The organism is Chitinibacter sp. S2-10 (genome assembly GCF_046530675.1).
Lineage (GTDB): Bacteria > Pseudomonadota > Gammaproteobacteria > Burkholderiales > Chitinibacteraceae > Chitinibacter.
This window is the reverse complement of record NZ_CP172558.1, coordinates 151031-169302: the sequence shown is the minus strand read 5'-3', so window position 1 is coordinate 169302 and position 18272 is coordinate 151031. Positions and strand designations below refer to the sequence as shown.

At 51.4% G+C, this 18272-nt stretch carries 20 protein-coding genes; 8 read left to right on the top strand and 12 right to left on the bottom strand.

Annotation, left to right across the window (positions count from 1 at the left end; translation table 11 throughout):
- Positions 1-101: 101 nt before the first annotated feature.
- The gene (locus ACG2XO_RS00755; protein WP_410498940.1) at positions 102-1271 is read left to right on the top strand and encodes an NAD(P)/FAD-dependent oxidoreductase; all 1170 of its coding nucleotides are present in this window, start codon (positions 102-104) and stop codon (positions 1269-1271) included.
- Between the two features lie 516 nt (positions 1272-1787).
- Here the strand turns inward: ACG2XO_RS00755 and dapB are convergent.
- Positions 1788-2588 carry a 4-hydroxy-tetrahydrodipicolinate reductase gene (gene dapB / locus ACG2XO_RS00750; protein WP_410498939.1) on the bottom strand — a complete coding sequence of 267 codons (801 nt, stop codon included), beginning with the start codon at positions 2586-2588 and terminating at the stop codon, positions 1788-1790.
- Positions 2589-3056, bottom strand: a complete 468-nt coding sequence (locus tag ACG2XO_RS00745) for an outer membrane protein assembly factor BamE (RefSeq protein ID WP_410498938.1) — start codon at positions 3054-3056, stop codon at positions 2589-2591.
- A 103-nt stretch (positions 3057-3159) separates the two neighbouring features.
- Between ACG2XO_RS00745 and fur the strand changes: the two genes are divergently transcribed.
- The 3 genes from fur to ACG2XO_RS00730 are packed head-to-tail and all read left to right on the top strand — an operon-like array spanning position 3160 to position 5057.
- On the top strand, positions 3160-3585 hold the full coding sequence (fur, locus tag ACG2XO_RS00740; protein ID WP_410498937.1) for a ferric iron uptake transcriptional regulator: 426 nt from the start codon (positions 3160-3162) through the stop codon (positions 3583-3585).
- Between the two features lie 21 nt (positions 3586-3606).
- Positions 3607-4320: a leucyl/phenylalanyl-tRNA--protein transferase gene (aat, locus tag ACG2XO_RS00735; protein WP_410498936.1), complete on the top strand. Its 714-nt coding sequence runs from the start codon at positions 3607-3609 to the stop codon at positions 4318-4320.
- Between the two features lie 14 nt (positions 4321-4334).
- Positions 4335-5057, top strand: a complete 723-nt coding sequence (locus tag ACG2XO_RS00730; RefSeq protein WP_410498935.1) for an arginyltransferase — start codon at positions 4335-4337, stop codon at positions 5055-5057.
- Between the two features lie 57 nt (positions 5058-5114).
- Here ACG2XO_RS00730 and ACG2XO_RS00725 read toward each other — a convergent pair whose 3' ends face one another.
- Complete coding sequence (locus ACG2XO_RS00725) at positions 5115-5654, bottom strand: NADPH-dependent FMN reductase (RefSeq protein WP_410498934.1); 540 nt, start codon at positions 5652-5654, stop codon at positions 5115-5117.
- Positions 5655-5808: 154 nt separating this feature from the next.
- On the opposite strand from ACG2XO_RS00725, the gene ACG2XO_RS00720 reads away from it, so the two are divergent.
- The 3 genes from ACG2XO_RS00720 to ACG2XO_RS00710 all read left to right on the top strand — a co-directional run bounded on the left by ACG2XO_RS00720 (position 5809) and on the right by ACG2XO_RS00710 (position 8570).
- Complete coding sequence (locus ACG2XO_RS00720) at positions 5809-6876, top strand: enoyl-CoA hydratase/isomerase family protein (protein WP_410498933.1); 1068 nt, start codon at positions 5809-5811, stop codon at positions 6874-6876.
- A 123-nt stretch (positions 6877-6999) separates the two neighbouring features.
- Entirely contained in the window at positions 7000-7680 is a 681-nt protein-coding gene (locus tag ACG2XO_RS00715) for a Bax inhibitor-1/YccA family protein (RefSeq protein ID WP_410498932.1), read from the top strand.
- A 122-nt stretch (positions 7681-7802) separates the two neighbouring features.
- Positions 7803-8570, top strand: coding sequence for a formate/nitrite transporter family protein (locus ACG2XO_RS00710; RefSeq protein ID WP_410498931.1), 768 nt, complete (start codon positions 7803-7805; stop codon positions 8568-8570).
- Position 8571: 1 nt separating this feature from the next.
- Here ACG2XO_RS00710 and ACG2XO_RS00705 read toward each other — a convergent pair whose 3' ends face one another.
- The 3 genes from ACG2XO_RS00705 to ACG2XO_RS00695 all read right to left on the bottom strand — a co-directional run bounded on the left by ACG2XO_RS00705 (position 8572) and on the right by ACG2XO_RS00695 (position 9694).
- On the bottom strand, positions 8572-8784 hold the full coding sequence (locus ACG2XO_RS00705; protein WP_410498930.1) for a hypothetical protein: 213 nt from the start codon (positions 8782-8784) through the stop codon (positions 8572-8574).
- A gap of 172 nt (positions 8785-8956) precedes the next feature.
- Positions 8957-9346 (bottom strand): hypothetical protein, encoded by a 390-nt coding sequence (locus ACG2XO_RS00700; RefSeq protein ID WP_410498929.1) that lies wholly within the window; start codon positions 9344-9346, stop codon positions 8957-8959.
- Between the two features lie 3 nt (positions 9347-9349).
- Positions 9350-9694: a translation initiation factor Sui1 gene (locus tag ACG2XO_RS00695; protein WP_410498928.1), complete on the bottom strand. Its 345-nt coding sequence runs from the start codon at positions 9692-9694 to the stop codon at positions 9350-9352.
- A 54-nt stretch (positions 9695-9748) separates the two neighbouring features.
- Between ACG2XO_RS00695 and ACG2XO_RS00690 the strand changes: the two genes are divergently transcribed.
- On the top strand, positions 9749-10093 hold the full coding sequence (locus ACG2XO_RS00690; protein ID WP_410498927.1) for a ferredoxin: 345 nt from the start codon (positions 9749-9751) through the stop codon (positions 10091-10093).
- Positions 10094-10153: 60 nt separating this feature from the next.
- On the opposite strand, the gene ACG2XO_RS00685 is transcribed toward ACG2XO_RS00690, so the two are convergent.
- The 6 genes from ACG2XO_RS00685 to mutS form a co-directional block, all read right to left on the bottom strand.
- Positions 10154-10975 (bottom strand): thymidylate synthase, encoded by an 822-nt coding sequence (locus ACG2XO_RS00685; RefSeq protein ID WP_410498926.1) that lies wholly within the window; start codon positions 10973-10975, stop codon positions 10154-10156.
- Positions 10976-11056: 81 nt separating this feature from the next.
- Positions 11057-13159, bottom strand: coding sequence for an ATP-binding protein (locus tag ACG2XO_RS00680; RefSeq protein ID WP_410498925.1), 2103 nt, complete (start codon positions 13157-13159; stop codon positions 11057-11059).
- 78 nt (positions 13160-13237) lie between these two features.
- A complete protein-coding gene (gene greB, locus ACG2XO_RS00675; protein WP_410498924.1) occupies positions 13238-13795 on the bottom strand; it encodes a transcription elongation factor GreB in 558 nt (185 codons plus the stop codon).
- Positions 13796-13817: 22 nt separating this feature from the next.
- Positions 13818-14867: a 23S rRNA pseudouridine(2605) synthase RluB gene (gene rluB / locus ACG2XO_RS00670; RefSeq protein ID WP_410500212.1), complete on the bottom strand. Its 1050-nt coding sequence runs from the start codon at positions 14865-14867 to the stop codon at positions 13818-13820.
- A gap of 262 nt (positions 14868-15129) precedes the next feature.
- Entirely contained in the window at positions 15130-15585 is a 456-nt protein-coding gene (locus ACG2XO_RS00665; protein WP_410498923.1) for a hypothetical protein, read from the bottom strand.
- A gap of 81 nt (positions 15586-15666) precedes the next feature.
- Complete coding sequence (mutS, locus tag ACG2XO_RS00660) at positions 15667-18234, bottom strand: DNA mismatch repair protein MutS (protein WP_410498922.1); 2568 nt, start codon at positions 18232-18234, stop codon at positions 15667-15669.
- Positions 18235-18272 lie beyond the last annotated feature (38 nt).

The window sequence follows — 18272 nt, the reverse complement described above, 5'->3', positions numbered from 1 at the left end:
GGGTTATACCTTATGCGCTGTTGAGTGTTGGTTTTGCCAATTGCATTGCGCTTGTCTTTGAGTTGAGCGGGTACAATAGCGGCTTGATATGAGAGGTGGAAATGATTGAAACCGATGTGGTGATTATTGGTGCTGGCGCTGCCGGCTTGATGTGTGCGGCAACAGCCGGGCAGCGCGGACGGCGTGTCGTTCTGGTAGATCACAGTACCAAATTGGCCGAAAAAATTCGTATTTCCGGCGGTGGTCGCTGCAATTTCACCAATCTGAATATCCACCCTGATTGCTATATTTCAAATAACCCGCATTTCGTCAAATCGGCACTCAAGCAATACACGCAGCATGATTTTATTGCGATGCTTTGTAAGCACGGACTGACGTTTCATGAGAAAACGTTGGGGCAGTTATTTTGTGATCAGAATTCGGACGGCATTATCCGGATGCTCAAAGACGAGGTCGAGCAGGGGGATGTCATCTGGCGGATGGGGACGAGCATCATCAGTGTGGCACAAGCCCAAGCGGGTGGCTTTGTTATTGAGACCAGTCAGGAAACGTGGCATTGCCAGTCGCTGGTGATTGCTTCGGGTGGTTTGTCTATTCCGCAAATTGGCGCGACGGCATTCGGTTATGAAGTAGCCAAACAATTTGACTTGAAAATTATTCCGCAAGCTGCGGCACTGGTGCCGTTGACTTTTCAGGCAGAAGACTTATGGGGCGAGTTGGCTGGGGTAGCGATTGAAGACGTTGTCGTTTCATGTCAGATGCAACAGTTTCGCGAAGCGATATTATTTACCCATAAAGGTGTTTCAGGCCCGGCAATTTTGCAAATTTCCAGCTACTGGCAAGCGGGTGAAATGATCGAAATGGATCTGATTCCCGAGCTGGATTTACAAAATTTTCTCGCGACAGCGAATCGTGATGCCTTGCTTTCGACGGTTTTGTCTGACGTATTGCCAAAGCGATTTGTGCAGGTATTCTTGCAAAAATCAGGTGAAATAAGGCCTTTGAAGCAATACTCTACCAAGGTATTACAATCAATCGAGGCGCAGTTGCATTGTTGGCAAGTAAAGCCGTCAGGAACCGTAGGTTATAAAAAAGCCGAAGTGACGCGTGGCGGGGTTGATACCGACGAGCTGCTTTCCAAGACCATGATGGCGCGCAAAGTACCGGGTTTGTATTTTGTTGGTGAGGTAGTCGATGTGACTGGATGGCTGGGCGGATACAATTTTCAATGGGCCTGGTCGTCAGGATATGTTGCAGGATTGAATGTTTAGGACTAGAGTAACAATACAGCAACAAAACAGGAGGCTAGTTTGGATTCGATGAGTTGTTGTTATAACTGAAACACAGGAGGCGAATTTGAACGATTCTTTTCTGATGGTTTTAGTATCCAGCCGCAAAGGCTAACCCTGATCAATAAATTGATCCCCTTTAAAGGTTTTTGGCATAAGGCAGTCATGGTACTCGCCTCAATCAATGAAATGCCGAACCTGTACGGAGTGTCGATTCGATGCCCCGTTGATCTTTGGATGACGTTCTTTCGTAGTGGTAGATGTCGTAGATCGTTTTGCAGTATCTTTATTGCAATTGGAATGTGCTGTGTTCAACGTGAATTAATTCATTACAGCCAAATTTTTAACGTAATGTGATCTACGAGAAGCTGTTGATTTTGCAGGAAAGAGCGAATAATTAGCTTGCGATCTCTTAAAGTTAATTTATTCATATCATCGCAAAGGAAAACAAAAAAGCGAGGTGATCTAACCTCGCTTTTTCATGTCGTCTCATTTTGGCTATTTGAGGCCTAAAACGTCCTGCATATCGAAATGCCCATTGGTTTTGTTGGCAAGAAAGCGTGCCGCACGCAGACTGCCTTGGGCATAAATAGTGCGATTGCTGGCCTTGTGTGTGACTTCTACCCGCTCGCCAGCCCCGGCAAATACCACGGTATGATCGCCGATCACATCGCCACCGCGTAGGGTGGCAAAACCGATGGTGCCATCCTGACGCTCGCCAGTAATGCCTTCTCGTGACCAGACCGCCACGTCTTTTAATGCTTTGTCCCAAGCTTTGGTAACAGCTTCGCCCATGGCAATAGCCGTGCCTGAAGGTGCATCGACTTTGTGTTTGTGATGCATTTCGACAATTTCAACGTCGTAGCCTTGATTGAGTACGCCGGCGGCAATTTCCAGTAGCTTGAAGACTAGGTTGACTCCAACGCTCATATTGTAAGCCGATACAATCGCGATCTGTTCACTCGCGGTGGCAATGGCTGCGCGACCTGCTTCATCAAAGCCGGTTGTACCGATGATCATGTTGACGCCGTATTGTTGGCAGGCTTTCAGGTGCTCAAGTGTGCCTTCGGGACGAGTGAAGTCGATGATGACATCAGCACCATTGAGCGCGCTTAAATCGCTGCTAATCAATACTCCGCTATTTTTTCCCAAGAATGCAGTGGCATCGGAGCCGATACTTTCACTATTGGCACGATCAAGTGCAGCGAACAATTCGGCATCATTGGCGTTGACCACGGCCTCAATCAGCATGCGCCCCATGCGGCCACTGGCGCCGGCAATGGCGATTTTCATCGTCATTTAAAATCCTTTTTCAATCAGGGGTTTGACTTCGACTTCTTTGCTGCCAACATTGCCCGGATCAATTTTCGAACTCATTAATTCATCGGCATCCGCCGGGGCGCTACCGACGGATCGGGCTTTTTTACGCGCAGGCGGCTCGGGTAAGACTTCACCTTCCCAACTGGTCAGCATATTGTCGGTGAAAATGACGCTAAAGCGCTTTTTCTCAAGCTCCTTGCCCCCCTGTGAATTCAGGTAAATGTATTCCCAGCGTTGCTGATGGAAGGGGTCGACCAAGAGCGGGGTGCCCAAAACGAAGCGAACTTGATTTTGTGTCATACCGGGTTTCAGATTGGCAATCTGATCAGCAGTAATTGCGTTACCTTGTGGGATATCAAGCTTATACGGCGTGATGAAATTGATTACGCTGCAACCGGTCATTAACAGGCTACCGCTGAGGATTACAGTTAAGATTCTGGCCTTCATGCTCGTACGCTTCACTGTTAGGGTCGGTGCGCGGCACCGAAAAACGCTATATGATAACCGGATTACGCCAATATCGCACACATCGACAGTGGGAAAAATTAAAATGAGCAAAGCGGCTGAATTGAAAGGCATGGGTTTAAAGGCAACCGGCCCCCGCCTGAAAATCCTGAATTTGTTTGAAACCAGTACCGAACGTCATTTGACGGCTGAAGATGTTTACCGTTTGCTCATGGCGGAAGAAATTGATATTGGTTTGGCTACGGTTTACCGCGTATTGACGCAGTTTGAGCAAGCCGGGATTCTGGTACGCCATCATTTTGATACAGGTAAATCGGTATTCGAGCTGAATCACGGCGAACATCATGATCATCTGGTATGCGTGAAGTGCGGCAAAGTCGAAGAATTTTATGACCCGGAAATCGAAGCCCGTCAAGATGCCGTAGCCGAGAAGCACGGCTTTCATATTCAGGAGCATGAAATGTATCTCTATGGCATTTGCGCAGAATGTCAGACTAAAGTTAAAAAATAATTTCGCGCACCACGCTCCTTTATGATTCCCTGGCTGGATCATCATCGTCTGCAGTTTCCTCCTGTGGCCCAGGCCTTGCGCGAACCAAATGGCCTGCTGGCAGCCGGCGGAGATCTTTCTCCGAACCGGGTGCTTGCCGCTTATCGGCAGGGGATATTTCCGTGGTTTATGCCTGGCGAACCCATTTTATGGTGGAGCCCCAATCCGCGCATGGTGCTCTATCCGGCAGAGCTGCATATCCACCGCTCGCTTGCCAAGGTTATTCGCAATCGCCCTTATCGCATCAGTTTTGACCAGGCGTTTGCCCAGGTCATGATGGCGTGTGCTGAGCCCCGAACCGGGCAAGCAGGTACCTGGATTTCCCCTGAGATGCTGGATGCCTATATTGCGTTGCATGGCGCAGGGTATGCGCATAGTGTTGAATGCTGGATGGATGATGAATTGGTCGGTGGGCTTTATGGCATGGCCATTGGAAAAATGTTCTATGGTGAATCCATGTTCGCCCGTCGTGCTGATGCTTCCAAGATCGCGTTTGTCCACGCAGTGCAATGGTTGCAGCAACAAGGATTCGGATTGATTGATTGTCAGATGTACACCGACCACCTTGCGCGTTTTGGCGCCAAGACAATCGAGCGCGAACAATTTGTCAGTGAACTCGATGCATTAACCGCACACCATGACCTACTTGGTCCTTGGCATTATCGATACGAGTCGTCAGGTGGCCAGTGTTCGTGATAGCAAGGACTGCGATGAACGACAGCTTTCGTAAACACACGGTGCAGCTTCAGTTTTACGCTACCGCACCCTATCCATGTAGCTATCTGGAAAATCAGCTGGCGCGCTCGCAAGTGGCCGTGCCATCAGAGTTGATTGATAGTGCCATTTATAGCCAGTTAGTTGCTCAGGGATTTCGGCGTAGCGGGCAGTTCGTCTATCGGCCCTGGTGTGATCATTGCGAAGCCTGCGTGCCAGTTCGTCTGCTTGTGGCTCAATTTTTACCTAGCCGTACCCAGCGCAGGGTCATGCAGCGCAATCCGAATCTGAAAGTGAGGCTGATGGAACTGAGTTTTCGCGAAGAACATTTCGCGCTATATCAGCGTTATCAGCGCTCACGGCATGCGGGTGGCGGTATGGATCAGGATAATCGTGAACAGTACGAGAGCTTTCTGCTCAAAAGCAATGTCTCCAGTTTTCTGGCCGAATTTCTTGAGGACGGCGTGGTGCGCATGGTCAGCCTGATTGACCAGCTCGAAGACGGATTGTCTTCGGTGTATACCTTTTTTGATCCTGATTTCCCTGCGCGCAGCCTGGGTGTTTATAACGTACTGTGGCAAGTTGGTCTCGCCCGGCAATTGGGCTTGCCCTATGTTTATCTGGGCTACTGGATTAAGGATTGCCGCAAAATGTCGTACAAAACCCAGTATCAACCGATTGAAGGACGAGTGAAGGGCGTTTGGCAAATTATAGCCTAGGGTATATTCATCTAAGCAATGCTATGTCTGGCCTTGATGGATATACCCTTGAGTGTTTTATTGCCTGATTCGTTCTGACCAGGCAGCCAGCGCGATGAGCTGCATACGGATATTTTCTTTGATTTTTTCGTCGACAACATTGCCATCTGCATCAAAGCTGCTACCAAAAGCATTGGCAAAAACTTCGGGTTTGTTGAGTGGATGAATATCGACAAACACGCAAACCTGCCGCAAATGATGCTGTGCACGTGATGTGCCCATTCCGCCGCCTGCGCCCATCAAGGCTGCCGCTTTGCCGCCAAGGATTGTATTGCCTTCGGCGCGCGATGCCCAGTCAATGGCATTTTTGAGTGCAGGGGAAATCGAGTAATTGTATTCTGGGCCGCCAAAAATAAAGGCGTCGGCCTCATCCATCTGAGCTAGTAAGGTTTTGACCGCGGCAGGTTTTTCGGTCAGATCTGCGTTATAAAATGGAACCGCGGAGAGATCGGCAATCGTGATGCTCATGCCTTCGGGCGCATTGGCTTGTGCGCAGCGCAGCAGTCCTTTATTGCTTGATTTTTCACGCAAACTGCCGCAAAGGGCGAGAACTTTCATTTTGAGATCCTCGGTACAGAATGAAAGGTTTCAGGTTAACGCGAATGGGGAATGACCGATAGCGAAATGATTGATTATGGAAGTTCAATTTTTTTTGAATGAAATTATTTAACTACAGGACAGGATCTGCTTACCCAATGGGCTGGAGCACGCAATGAGCGTCAATATTTCACTGGTTCATACGACATATGGCGCGCAGATCGCCTATGTGCAGCTGAATGCACCAGAGCGGATCAATGCCCAGAATCTGGCCATGGTCAGGCAAATGGCGGATGCACTGACTTGCTGGAAGGATAATGAACAAGTTGTCGCCGTGATACTGACGGGGGCTGGAGAACGTGGTTTTTGTGCTGGCGGTGATTTAAAAGCTTTGTATCACGCGATGAATACGCCGGGGCAACTTTCCGAGGGCGACGCGTTTTTTGCTGAAGAATACCGGCTGTGCCAGCGCATACGCGAGTTTGGTAAGCCGGTACTGGCGTGGGGAACGGGGATTGTCATGGGCGGCGGCTGGGGGCTGTTTGCTGCAGCCAGTCATCGCATTGTGACTGAAAATAGCCATCTGGCGATGCCGGAGACCGGCATTGGATTATTTCCTGATGTTGCCGCCAGTTGGTGGCTGCCCCAATTGCGTGGTGCAGGCCGTTTTCTGGCGCTAACCGGCGCAACGCTCAATGCTTGTGATGCCCTCGCTCTGGGCGCTGCAGACTGGGTTTTACCGGATGCAGCGCGGCATGATGTTTTAGCTGCGCTGGCCAAGTTGCCCTGGCGTGGTCATGATGACGGGGCTTTGCTGAGTGAGTTTTTGCAATCAAGACGTTTAACTGACCCGCCGGGTAGGACTCAGCTAATACCACATCTGGATGATCTTGGCCTGTGCTGCGAACGTGACTTTCATTCTGCGGTTGCCGCATTACTGCAATTGAAGTCTTCTGACTCGCACTATCTGCAGCATGCCGCACACCGGTTGGAAAATGCGTCGCCGACGTCGCTGTATTTAAGTTGGGTGCTGCAGGCACGTTGCGCTGCCAAGAGTATGGCAGAGACGGTGGACATCGAAACGCGAATGGTTCAAGCTTGCTTACGCTATGGGGACTTCAAAACAGGAATTTACAGTACCTTGTTTGACCGGCGGCATACTCCGTGTTGGCGTCTTGCCGATTATCGAGCAGTCGAGCATGACGCATTGCGGGCTGAGTTTCCGTTGCTGGGCATTTTATAAAAAAAATGCGGCAAATACTTACCCCTCTTGCAATCATGGCTTGAAACTTTTTGCGTTTAACTGCATCTTATGGAGGACGCCTTTTGGCAGAACCTCTATTCAAAAAACTGGGAGAGTCTGAACATGCAATACAATTCTGTTGCTTACGGTAGCGCAGCACTGAGTGCTGAACGCAATCGTGTTATGCGCAATACTTATTTCCTGTTGGCATTGTCTATGTTGCCGACTGCGGCAGGTGCCATCTTGGGGATTTCGCTGCAATTTGCAATGAGCCCACTAATGGGTTTTCTGGTGTTTATGGGCGTGAGTTTCGGCGCTTTCTTTGCGATTGAAAAGACTAAAGAATCGGCTGCCGGTGTGGTGATCTTGCTGGCCTGGACCTGCTTTATGGGGCTGTGGCTGAGCCAGATTCTGCAAGTGGCGCTGAAGTTTGGTAATGGCGCCGAGTTGATTGGTATTGCCGCAGTGGGAACTGCCGCGATTTTCTTCACGCTGGCATCAATCGCGACCGTGACCAAGAAAGACTTCTCATTTATGGGCAAGTTTTTGATGATTGGTCTGGTGGTGCTGCTGCTGGCGGCTGTTGCCAATATTTTCTTCGCCATTCCGGCCTTGTCTCTGACCATTTCAGCGGTTGCCGTGCTGATTTTCTCCGGCTTCATCCTGTATGACGTGAGTCGCATCGTCAATGGCGGTGAAACCAATTACATCACTGCCACCCTGAGCTTATACCTGAACATTTACAATCTGTTCACCAGCCTACTGCATTTATTGATGGCGTTTTCGGGTAATAGCCGCGACTAAAAGCCGGATTTGCATAACACTTCAGCCCCCGGCGCTGCCCAGTAATGGTGCAGCCCGGGGGCTGATTATTTGCTAAGGTGGATTCATTGTGTCGCAGGCCTTAACTTTCCCGCGAGGAAAATATGTCAGATCGCTCCTACGTTGAAAAAGCCGCCGATAGTGGCTTGAACAAAATGCTCTTGCTGAAAAACGACCCGTGGCGCTATACGGTGCGTTCGGTGCTGGCTGGGATGTATTTGACGATCACCGTGTTTACGTACTGGATGCTGGTGCACAATTTACATGAGCTGGTGCTGGGTAAAGTGATTGCATCGCTGTTTTTCGGTGTTGGTCTGACCATTATTGTTTTTACCAATGCCGAGTTGTTTACCAGTAACACCATGTACCTGACGGTGTCTTCCGCTGAAGGCAAGACCAACTGGCTGCAAACCTGTGTACTCTGGTGCGCGTGTTATCTGGGCAATTTATTCGGGGCACTCATTGTCGTCGGGCTCTTGTATGGCGCGGGTGCGATTACCGCGCTCGCTCCCGATCATGCCTTGTACGACGGCGCTGCGCATAAAGTGCATCAATCTGCCCAAGTAATTTTTTTCAAAGGCATTCTGGCTAACTGGATTGTGTGTCTGGCGGTGCGCCTGGCTTTACGCTGCAAGGAAGATATTGCCAAGATTGTGGTAATTATCTTGGTCGTTTTTATGTTTTTGTATCTGGGTTTCGAGCATTCAATTGCCAATATGGGAACCTTTGCCATTTCATTGGCAGGGCAGGGCTCCATTGGCTACGCCGATGCCTGGCACAACCTACTCTATAGCACCTTGGGGAATATGGTGGGCGGGGCGCTGTTGCTCGGTTTACCTTTTGCCTATATCAATCCGACCGAAAGACACTAATTTATTGATTCAGTGCTTCACGTAATTCCTCGATGGTCAGTCCACTGCGGGCAATCATGGTTTGCAAATCGTCAGCCAATTCGCGTTTTTTCTTCAAGCGGCTGATTTTTTCGCTAATAGAGAGCGTTTTGGTGGGGGCTGCTTGTGGTTCCGCAGCAAAACGTTCTTCAGCGCTGATAAACAAGGTTTCGGGATGGGGTAATACTGAGGCCATAAGAGCTTGCAGCTTCCTGTTTGAACGGGAGAAACCCATACGATGAGGCTTAATTCTTACAAAATCAAGATTTTTGATATTAAAAATATGGTGATTGTCGGGTATGTTTATGTTCGCCTTGTTGGTGTTGGATTGTAGGCATATACCCGGTATTGTTTTCTGTAAGAAATGGCTAATATTCCCCCGCTTTACGGATTGCCTGCTGCAATTGTGTGCGCTGCCATGGCAAAATGGCGGGGGTTTCCGATTGCAGCCAGCGCGTTAATGCTTCCCGGCGATAATGGATTTCTTCTGCGCTTAAACCCACGCTTTCCAGTAATAAAATAGCAGCTTCTAAGCAAACCCTGCCATCGGCAATCGGAGCCCAAGCCAGATAGCTTTGATCTGTACCTTGCCAGCTCCAATAAGCATCCTCTTCGGTATCGCTGATTGCAATCGAGCCAGCTGGCAGGGTTTGTAGCTGGGCTAATGCCAAGTCTGCGATCGCCAGATAAAACTGCCAGGCATGAGCGGTGACCTCATCCATATCTTCAATGGGGACGTACATTGAGTCTTGTGTCATTGTTTAGCCACCTGCCTGCTTGACTGTCCAGCGTGTGGCCAGTTTTTTTGCAATCAGTTCACGATGATCGCCCTGAATCTCGATCACGCCATCCTTGATCGTGCCGCCGGTGCCACACAGGGCTTTCAATTCTTTGGCTAGCAGTGCCAAGGCGCTGGCCTCGAGTAGCACGCCATAGATGACGGTGATGGTTTTTCCGCTACGAACTTCCCGGCGGATACGAACAATGCCATCGCCAGTGGGGGCGGCTGCTTTGCAGCAGCATTGTGCCTGTGGCTGTCGACATTGGGGGCACATACGACCGTGTTCGGTTGAATACACCAGCCCACCTTGCATTGATTTTTTCATTGGTCAGAAACTATGTTAACAATTGGAAAACATTTTACGTGATGTGGGTTAGAAATGCCGATTGTGACTTTTATTCAGCCGGGTCTGGAGGATCTTTGCCGTGACGTGGCAAGCGGAACAATGCTGATCGATGTCGTGCGACCCTTGGTGCGTGAAGGGCTGTTGGCGCTGGCCTGGCGCTGCGGACAGGGAACATGCGGTGCTTGCCAAGTCTATTGTGCACATGCTCTGAGCGGTCACTGGATTGAAATTAGCGGCAAGGAGCGTAATGTGCTGATCCGTCATGCTGCACAAGCGCCTAATATGCATCTGAGTATTTTCGATAGCCCCAAGCAGGTCAGGCTGGCCTGCCATTACCGGATTGAACGTGATGTAACGGTGAGCTTGGAGAAAATGTGATGGGTATATCTTTGCAGCTTAATTTTAAATTGACCTGTATTGATATACCCGTGTGTGTATTTAGACCGCGACCGGTGCTTTGATCGCCGGATGCGGGTCGTACCCTTCGAGCGTAAAGTCCTCAAACTCGAAGCTGAAAATATCGGTTTTAGCCGGATTGAGTTTCAGCGTTGGCAAGCTGCGCGGCGCGCGCGACAGTTGCTCTTTGACCTGATCGAAATGATTCCGGTAAATATGGCAATCGCCGCCCGTCCAGACAAAATCGCCCGGCTGCAAATCGCAGACTTGTGCCAGCATCAGCACCAAAGTCGCGTACGAGGCGATATTGAACGGTACGCCCAGGAATAAATCGGCGCTGCGCTGATACAGCTGGCACGACAATTTGCCGCGTTGATCCGCATCGTCCGGCTGCGCTGGTGCAACATAAAACTGGAAAAAAGCATGGCAGGGGGGCAGCGCCATGTTTTCGATTTCGCCGACATTCCACGCCGAAACAATAATCCGGCGCGAGTCGGGATTGGTTTTTAGCTGTTTAACGACTTCGGCAATCTGGTCAATATGGCGGCCATCGGCTGTTGGCCAGCTGCGCCACTGATAACCATATACTGGCCCCAGTTCGCCAGCGTCCGTCGCCCATTCGTCCCAGATCGTGACGCCGTGCTCCTGCAGCCAGCGTACATTGGTGTCACCGCGCAAAAACCACAGCAATTCGTTGATGATCGATTTCAGATGCGTTTTCTTGGTGGTGACCAGCGGGAAACCTTCGGCCAGATTAAAACGCATCTGATGGCCGAAAATCGACACGGTGCCGGTGCCGGTGCGGTCTTCCTTGGCAACGCCAGTATCCAAAACGTGTTGCAGTAAATCCAGATATTGGCGCATCGAAAACTCCGTGGGCTAGCCGTAAAAAAAGCTGCATCACGCCGACGTGGCGCAATGCAGCTCGTGATTCTAACGCAAAACTCAGGCTTGTTCTTGCTGGCGATGGGCGCTGCTTGCTGCAAGATGCTGGCGAACGGGCGGCAGCGTCACAATAAAGCGGGCACCCTGACCAAACTGGCTCTCGCAACGGATTTGCCCATACATGGCTTCAACCAGCTTTTTAACGATGGATAAACCCAGCCCGGTAGTGTGCTCGCCGCCAGTGGGGCGCGCAGACAGGCGGCTGAATTTTTTGAACAGCATGCCAATCTCATGCGGCGCAATGCCGGGACCATGATCGCTCACCGTTAGCTCGACGCCATCGTCGGTCAGCTGGGTGTTGATCAGGATGCTTTGTTCATTGGGCGAGTATTTTACCGCGTTGGAGATCAGATTATCCATGATCTGCCACAACGCCTGCCGGTCGGCGCGCACGATGAGCTGGGTGGGGGTGTAATGAATGGTCTGCTGCTTGCTTTGCAGGCGTTCGCGCCAGGTGATCAGCGTATCGCGAATGAGTTCATCCAGATCAATCTCTTCGATCTGCATCTGCACCGATCCTGCTTCCAGCGCGTCGTGATCAAGCAGGTTGCTGATAATGCGTTGCATCCGGCCTGCCAGCAGGTGAATGCCATCAAGTCGTTCTTTGATTTTGTCGCTGGGCCAGCACTCGAGACGGTCGTTGAGCAGACCCGCCATACCCTGGATGCTGGCCACCGGATTTTTCAGATCGTGCGCAGCAATCGCCAAGAGCTCGTTTTTCTCTTGGTTGAGGTATTTGAGCGCTTCGTTGGCCGCTTCCAGTTGCAGATTGCGCGTCGCCAACTCTTGTGTGCGATCAGTGACCAGATCTTCAAGATGAATGCGGTGCGATTGAACCGTGTTCGACATTTCGTTGAAGGTACGAGCCAGTTCGCCAATTTCATCGCTGCGGTGCAAGTCCAGCTCTTTGCTAGTGCGGCCGGCAGCGAGACTGCGGATTGCATTTTTGAGTCGATCCAGAGGGTGAGCTACGTCTTTACGCAACACGAATGCGAGCAAAACCAGCTCTATGATGAGTGCACAAAGTCCCAGTATAAACACGATGCTGGCCGCCCAGGCTGCTTTTGTTTCAAGCAATCGCTTGGGATAAACCGTGACAAATAGCCAGTCGGCACCTTTGATGGGCGCAATTCCCAGCCAGGCTGTGCCATCGGGACTTTCAATAAACCGGTCGCCGGAGGATGCTTTGCGTACAACATTGTAAATACCTTGCAGCAGCGGATCGGCTTTACGCATATCGAATTTGCCGGCACTGGCATGAATTTTGTTCATATGATCTGGGTGCGCGATCAGATTGCCATTGCGACTGAAAATCATATTGTGCGTACCGGGAATACCGATTTGGTTGGTACGAGTCATTAATTGATCGAGGGGAATATCCTGGCCGACCCCGCCAATATATTTACCCAGAAAGTCAATCGGTGTCACGACCGAGACCATCCATTCCAGCGCCTGTTTGTCGTAATAGATTCCGGTCCAGAATGTTTTGCGCGAAGGATTGCGTTCAGGCGTAGCACCCAGTTCGGCCTCCAGGTCTTCGGCAAAGTCGGCAACCCCGCCATTGCGGGCGTAATTGAGTTGCGGCAGGTACATCAGGCTCACATCAGAGACATTCAAATCAAGAAAAGTATCGTAGCTGCTGCTGCGATAAGCAGGGCCATACTGGCTGAGAATCTGATAGCCCAGTATCACCTGACGCATCAATTCAGGCGTATGTTTAACCGAGGGAAGTAGGGCGATGGTGGACTGATGTTCGAAATCGTCCAGTTCTGGCCTGACGCGCCACATGCCGTCACGATCTTGTTGCAGCAGGGCGTAAAACGCTGTGCTTGGATCGCTGTCTTGCAATAGTGAATAGCGACGCAGAAAATCGTCACGAATCAGTTGGGTGTTTGCTTCTGCATTGAGAAAAAGCTGGCTTTCTAGCTGGCTGCGCGCGTCAATATATCGCGATAGATTATGCAGCGCTTCTTCTTGTAGGCGGATATAGCTGTAGTAATAGCTCAGGGCAGAAATCAGGCAGGCAGCAACCGCAATGCGTAGCGCCATATTGCGCAAGACACGACGAAATAAGCTGCTGGTTGCATGGTGGTGTGAGTTCATGCCAGCACAATATCAGCTCTTTCTTGTTGCTGGCAAATTGTTTGCATGGCGCTGACTTTTTTGTTTTTTAATCGTGTTTTAGCTTTCAATTTTTTGGTAAGTCACCATCAAAATCTCTAGTTCTTCGACGCCATTCGGTGTGCGCAAATAAACCACATCGCCTTGGCGCGCTTTAATCAGTGCGCGGGCAACTGGGGATGTCCAACTGATGTGATTGAGCGGCAAATTGGTTTCGTCTACACCGACGATAGAGATCGTTTCTTCACGACCATCTTCGCGGCAATAGGTCACCGTTGCGCTGAAAAAAACCTGATCGGTGACTTCGCGTGTTTCGGGGTCAATGACTTCGGCGTTTTCCAGCCGTTTGCTTAAAAAACGGATTCGGCGGTCAATTTCACGCAAGCGACGTTTGCCATATTGATAATCGGCATTTTCCGAGCGGTCACCATTACTTGCCGCCCAGTTGACGACTTGGGTGACATGAGGGCGTTCTTTGTTGACCAGCTCATAGAGCTCGGTTTTCATCCGTTGCCAGCCTTGTGGCGTCATGTAATTTTTACTGCCTACCGGAACTTTAAGTTCCGCAGGCAGTTCGTCATCATCATGATCGGTTTCTTTGGTGAAAGCCTTGCTCATTGCCGAAGTCTCTTGAGCCGGATTAACGAGGTTTAACCTGACCGGTGATCGTCAAACCAGCCCATTTCATCACCGCCAGCACTTCGGTTTCGGTCAGCTCATAAAATTGGCCACGTTTCAGGCGTCCAGGCAGGTTGAACATGCCAAAGCGGATCCGCATCAGGCGACTGACCATCAGATTGTAATGCTCGAACATCCGGCGCACTTCGCGGTTCCGACCTTCTTTAAGGACAACGTGATACCAGTGATTTTGACCTTCGCCACCACGATCTTCGATGCGGGCGAAATTGGCCGGGCCATCGTCGAGCTCAATACCGCTGACCATTTCTTTCATTTGTTCTGGCGTTAAAGCACCGTGAACCCGTACGGCGTATTCGCGCTCGACTTCAAAGCTCGGGTGCATCATCCGGTTGGCTAACTCACCCGATGTTGTAAACAGCAGCAAGCCTGAGGTGTTAAAGTCCAGACGACCAATCGCAACCCATTTGCTCGAGTAAATCCGTTTCAGGCGATCAAATACCGTTACGCGACCTTCAGGATCGTCGCGGCTGACCAGCTCACCTTCTTCTTTGTGGTACATGATCACGCGCGGCAGTCTGTCTTGCCATTTGAGCGCAATGCGTTTGCCGTCAATGCGAACATCATCGCCCGGGCTGACTTTGGCGCCCAGATCGGCAATTTGGCCGTTGACGCTGACTCGACCCGCTTCGATGACTTCTTCCATATCGCGACGTGAGCCAATGCCGGAGAAGGCCAGTGCTTTTTGCAGGCGTTCTTCGCCGATCTTGTCGGTCGTCAGTCGTTTTTCGCGCAGTTGTCTTTGGATCGCCACTTCATGTTGCGAGCCATGGCGCTGAGGCATTTTTTTTGCGCGTTTGGCACTTGGACGGTGTTTACTATCGCGGATCGTCGTTTGGGTTTCTGGTGTTACCGTCGTTTCAGTGGCGGGTTTAATACCTTGTACTTCACGTGCAACGGCCGTTTTTGCGATGGCTTGTGCGACCATACGGCTCATTCCGCTGGTCGGCGAGTTGCGTTTTTTGCTGGTCGCTGGTGTCGCCGAGCGCCCCATATCCGGGCCTGAGGTTTTTTTCTTTTTGCTATTGGCAAAGCGCGATTCAGTGGCTGCTGGCCCACGAACACCGGTTTTTTGTGTTGCGCGCTGTTGATCGTTCGCACGGGCTTCTCGGATGGCCGGTTGCGGACGTCGAGCTTTGATGGTTTTCATGGGAAGTCTTGCCTATTGAATTAAGCCACGATTATACAGTGCTTGGCCAAAACGCGCAGAGCCGCCCTTGATTCAGGATGCGGCTCTGACGGGAAGTGGCGATGACTTATTTTTCGCTGGTGAAAAAGGCAATGCTGCCCAAGCTGGTGATCCCCAGATTAAAGACCTGATCTTCGGCTGGCGTGTCTGATTGATTGAGCTCGAAACGACGCTGAATTTCGTACAGTACTTCGATTTCTTTAAACCATTTGAGCAAGCGGGTGTCCTGATTCAGGTAATTTTCAATGGCCGCTTTATCGGGGTGATCGCCGATCACTTCAACTTGTCCTGCCGCTGTGCTGCGCAGTTGATAGGCGGGCGGTACATGCACTTGAGCATGTGCGGCCAGATGGCTGCCTAGGTCTTCGCCAAAGCGGCGCAATTCATTGGCCGCTTTCGCTTTAAGGTCTGCAAATGCAATTCCTGTATTGTCGCCAGAGTCAGAAAGCATTTTGGCCAGATCGAGCAGTGTGCTGCCTTGCTGGTCTACAACAGGTTCTAAATGTTCGGTGCTCGAGTTCATAACTATTCCTTTGTCGCTTTGGCGGTACTTTAATTCCGGCCAATCGAATTGGCTTTTATATCCGTATAAATTTTAGGTGTCCTACACAAGTTCCTTGAGTTTATAGATCATCTCCAGCGCTTCGCGAGCACTAATTTCATCGGGAGTGATCGAAGTCAGCAACTCGAGCGCCGGGTGTTTTTCGATTTCGATTTCTGTGGTAAAGCTTGGGGCAAATAGGTCGGCTTGCAAGCCATTATTGAAGCTGCCTTGCTCTAATTCCTGCAATTTGCGCTTAGCGCTACGAACGACTTCTTTCGGCACGCCCGCTAAGCTCGCTACTGCAACACCATAACTTTGCGACGCTGGGCCTTCCTGTACTGCGTGTAAAAACACAATCCGGTCTTTGTGCTCGACGGCGTCCAGATGGACATTCGCCACTTGCGCGTAGTCCTGAGCCAAACGGGTTAACTCGAAATAGTGCGTTGCAAACAGCGTGTAGCAGCGGTTTTTTTCGATCAGCGCTTTGGCAATCGACCAGGCCAGCGCCAAGCCGTCAAAAGTTGACGTGCCACGGCCGACTTCGTCCATCAGCACCAGACTATGCTCGCCAGCATTATTTAAAATATTCGCCGTTTCGGTCATTTCGACCATAAACGTCGATCTCCCACCTGCCAAATCGTCGCTCGCGCCAATCCGCGTGAAAATCCGATCGAGACGACCAATTTTCGCTGCCGTGGCGGGCACGTAGGAGCCGACGTGCGCGAGTAAGGCAATTAGCGCGACTTGGCGCATATACGTCGATTTACCGCCCATATTCGGGCCCGTGATCAGCAGCAGTTTGCGCGCCAAGTGAAAATCGACACTGTTCGGGATGAAGTCGTCGATTTGATCCTCGACGACCGGATGGCGACCGGCGTCGATTTGCAATACGGCGTCGTCGCAAAATTGCGGCGCGATATAGCCCGATAGCAGTGCGCGTTGCGCCAAACACACCAGTACGTCGAGTGTCGCAACAGCTTGCGCGGCCAGACGCAGCGTGGCCAGATGGCTTTGCAAGTTGTCGAGCACGCCTTCATACAGCTGTTTTTCCAGTGCCAGAGCGCGGTCGTTCGCCGACAACGCTTTTTCTTCAAATTGTTTCAGCTCGGGCGTGATATAGCGCTCGGCGTTTTTCATCGTTTGGCGACGACGATAATCGTCAGGTACCTGCCCCACGTATGAGTTGGTAACCTCAATAAAGAAGCCAGCTACACGGTTATACTCCACCCGTAAAGTCGCAATGCCGGTGCGCTCGCGCTCGCGTGCTTCGAGCATCGTTAGAAATTCGCCGCAATTATTTTGAATTGCGCGCAACTCGTCCAGATCGGCCGAATAACCATCGGCAATCACGCCGCCTTCGCGGATCAACACGCCCGGCTCGGACAATATGGCGGCCGCAAGCAGCTGATAAATCGTCGGCTCGGCCTGCATCGCATGCGCGAGGCCGCTAAACAAACCACCAACTGGCATTTGTGCGGCCAAATCAGGCAGTACGCGCAAACTATCGCGCAAGCTCGCCAGATCGCGTGGCCGCGCCGATTTCAATGCAATACGCGACACAATGCGCTCGATATCGGCGATTTCGCGCAATTGGCCGTACAGGTTGTCGCTGCTGCCTGCATCAAGCAGCGTGCCGATGGCCGATTGGCGTTCTAGAATTTTGCCGTGGCTGCGCAGCGGATGATGCAGCCATTGCGCCAAGAGGCGCGAGCCCATGCCGGTGGCGCAGTTGTCGAGCAAGGAGAGCAGCGTCGGCGCGGCTTCGCCACGGATCGTCTCAGTAATTTCCAGATTGCGCCGCGTCGCCGCGTCGAGCTCGATAAATTGGCTGTGGCTTTCGACGCGTAATCCGGCCAAAGCAGGCAGCGCACCGCCTTGTGTGCTACGCACATATTCAAGCAGCGCGCCAGCAGCGCCCAGCGCGAGTAAAGGCTCGGTAATGCCAAAACCAGCTAAATCGTGGACGGCGAAATGGCGCGTTAAATTGCGCTCGGCGCTGGCGGCGTCAAATTGCCAACTGGCGACGCGGCGCACTGGGATGCGCAGTTGATCGAACAGCGCCAATTCGGCTTCGTCGCTAATCAAAATCTCGGCAGCGCGCAGGCGCTCTAACTCAGATGGCAGTTTTTCAACGTCAGTGTCCATCAGCGCAAAATCGCCCGATGCGAGCGAGAGCCACGCCATGCCCATTTTGCCACGCAGCATGCGGATCGCGAGTAAGCGGTTTTCCTGTTTGTCGTCGAGTAGCGCCGCGTCGGTCAGCGTGCCGGGCGTAATCACACGCATCACTTTGCGCTCGACCGGCCCTTTGCTGGTCGCCGGATCACCGACTTGCTCACAAATCGCGACCGATTCGCCGAGTTTCACCAGCTTGGCCAGATACGGCTCGAGCGAGTGAAACGGAATACCGCACATCTTGATCGGCTCGCCCGCGCTGGCGCCGCGTGTCGTCAGCGTAATGTCGAGCAGACGCGCGGCTTTGATCGCGTCGTCAAAAAACAGCTCGTAAAAATCGCCCATGCGATAAAAAACCAGCTTGTCCTGATGATCGGCTTTCAGCGCAAAATATTGCGCCATCATCGGCGTGTGGCTTGGGGCGGTGTTCTCGTTTGCTGATTTTTTAGCCATGGTTTTTCAATCTATAGGTATGTGGTTGAAGGCTACTC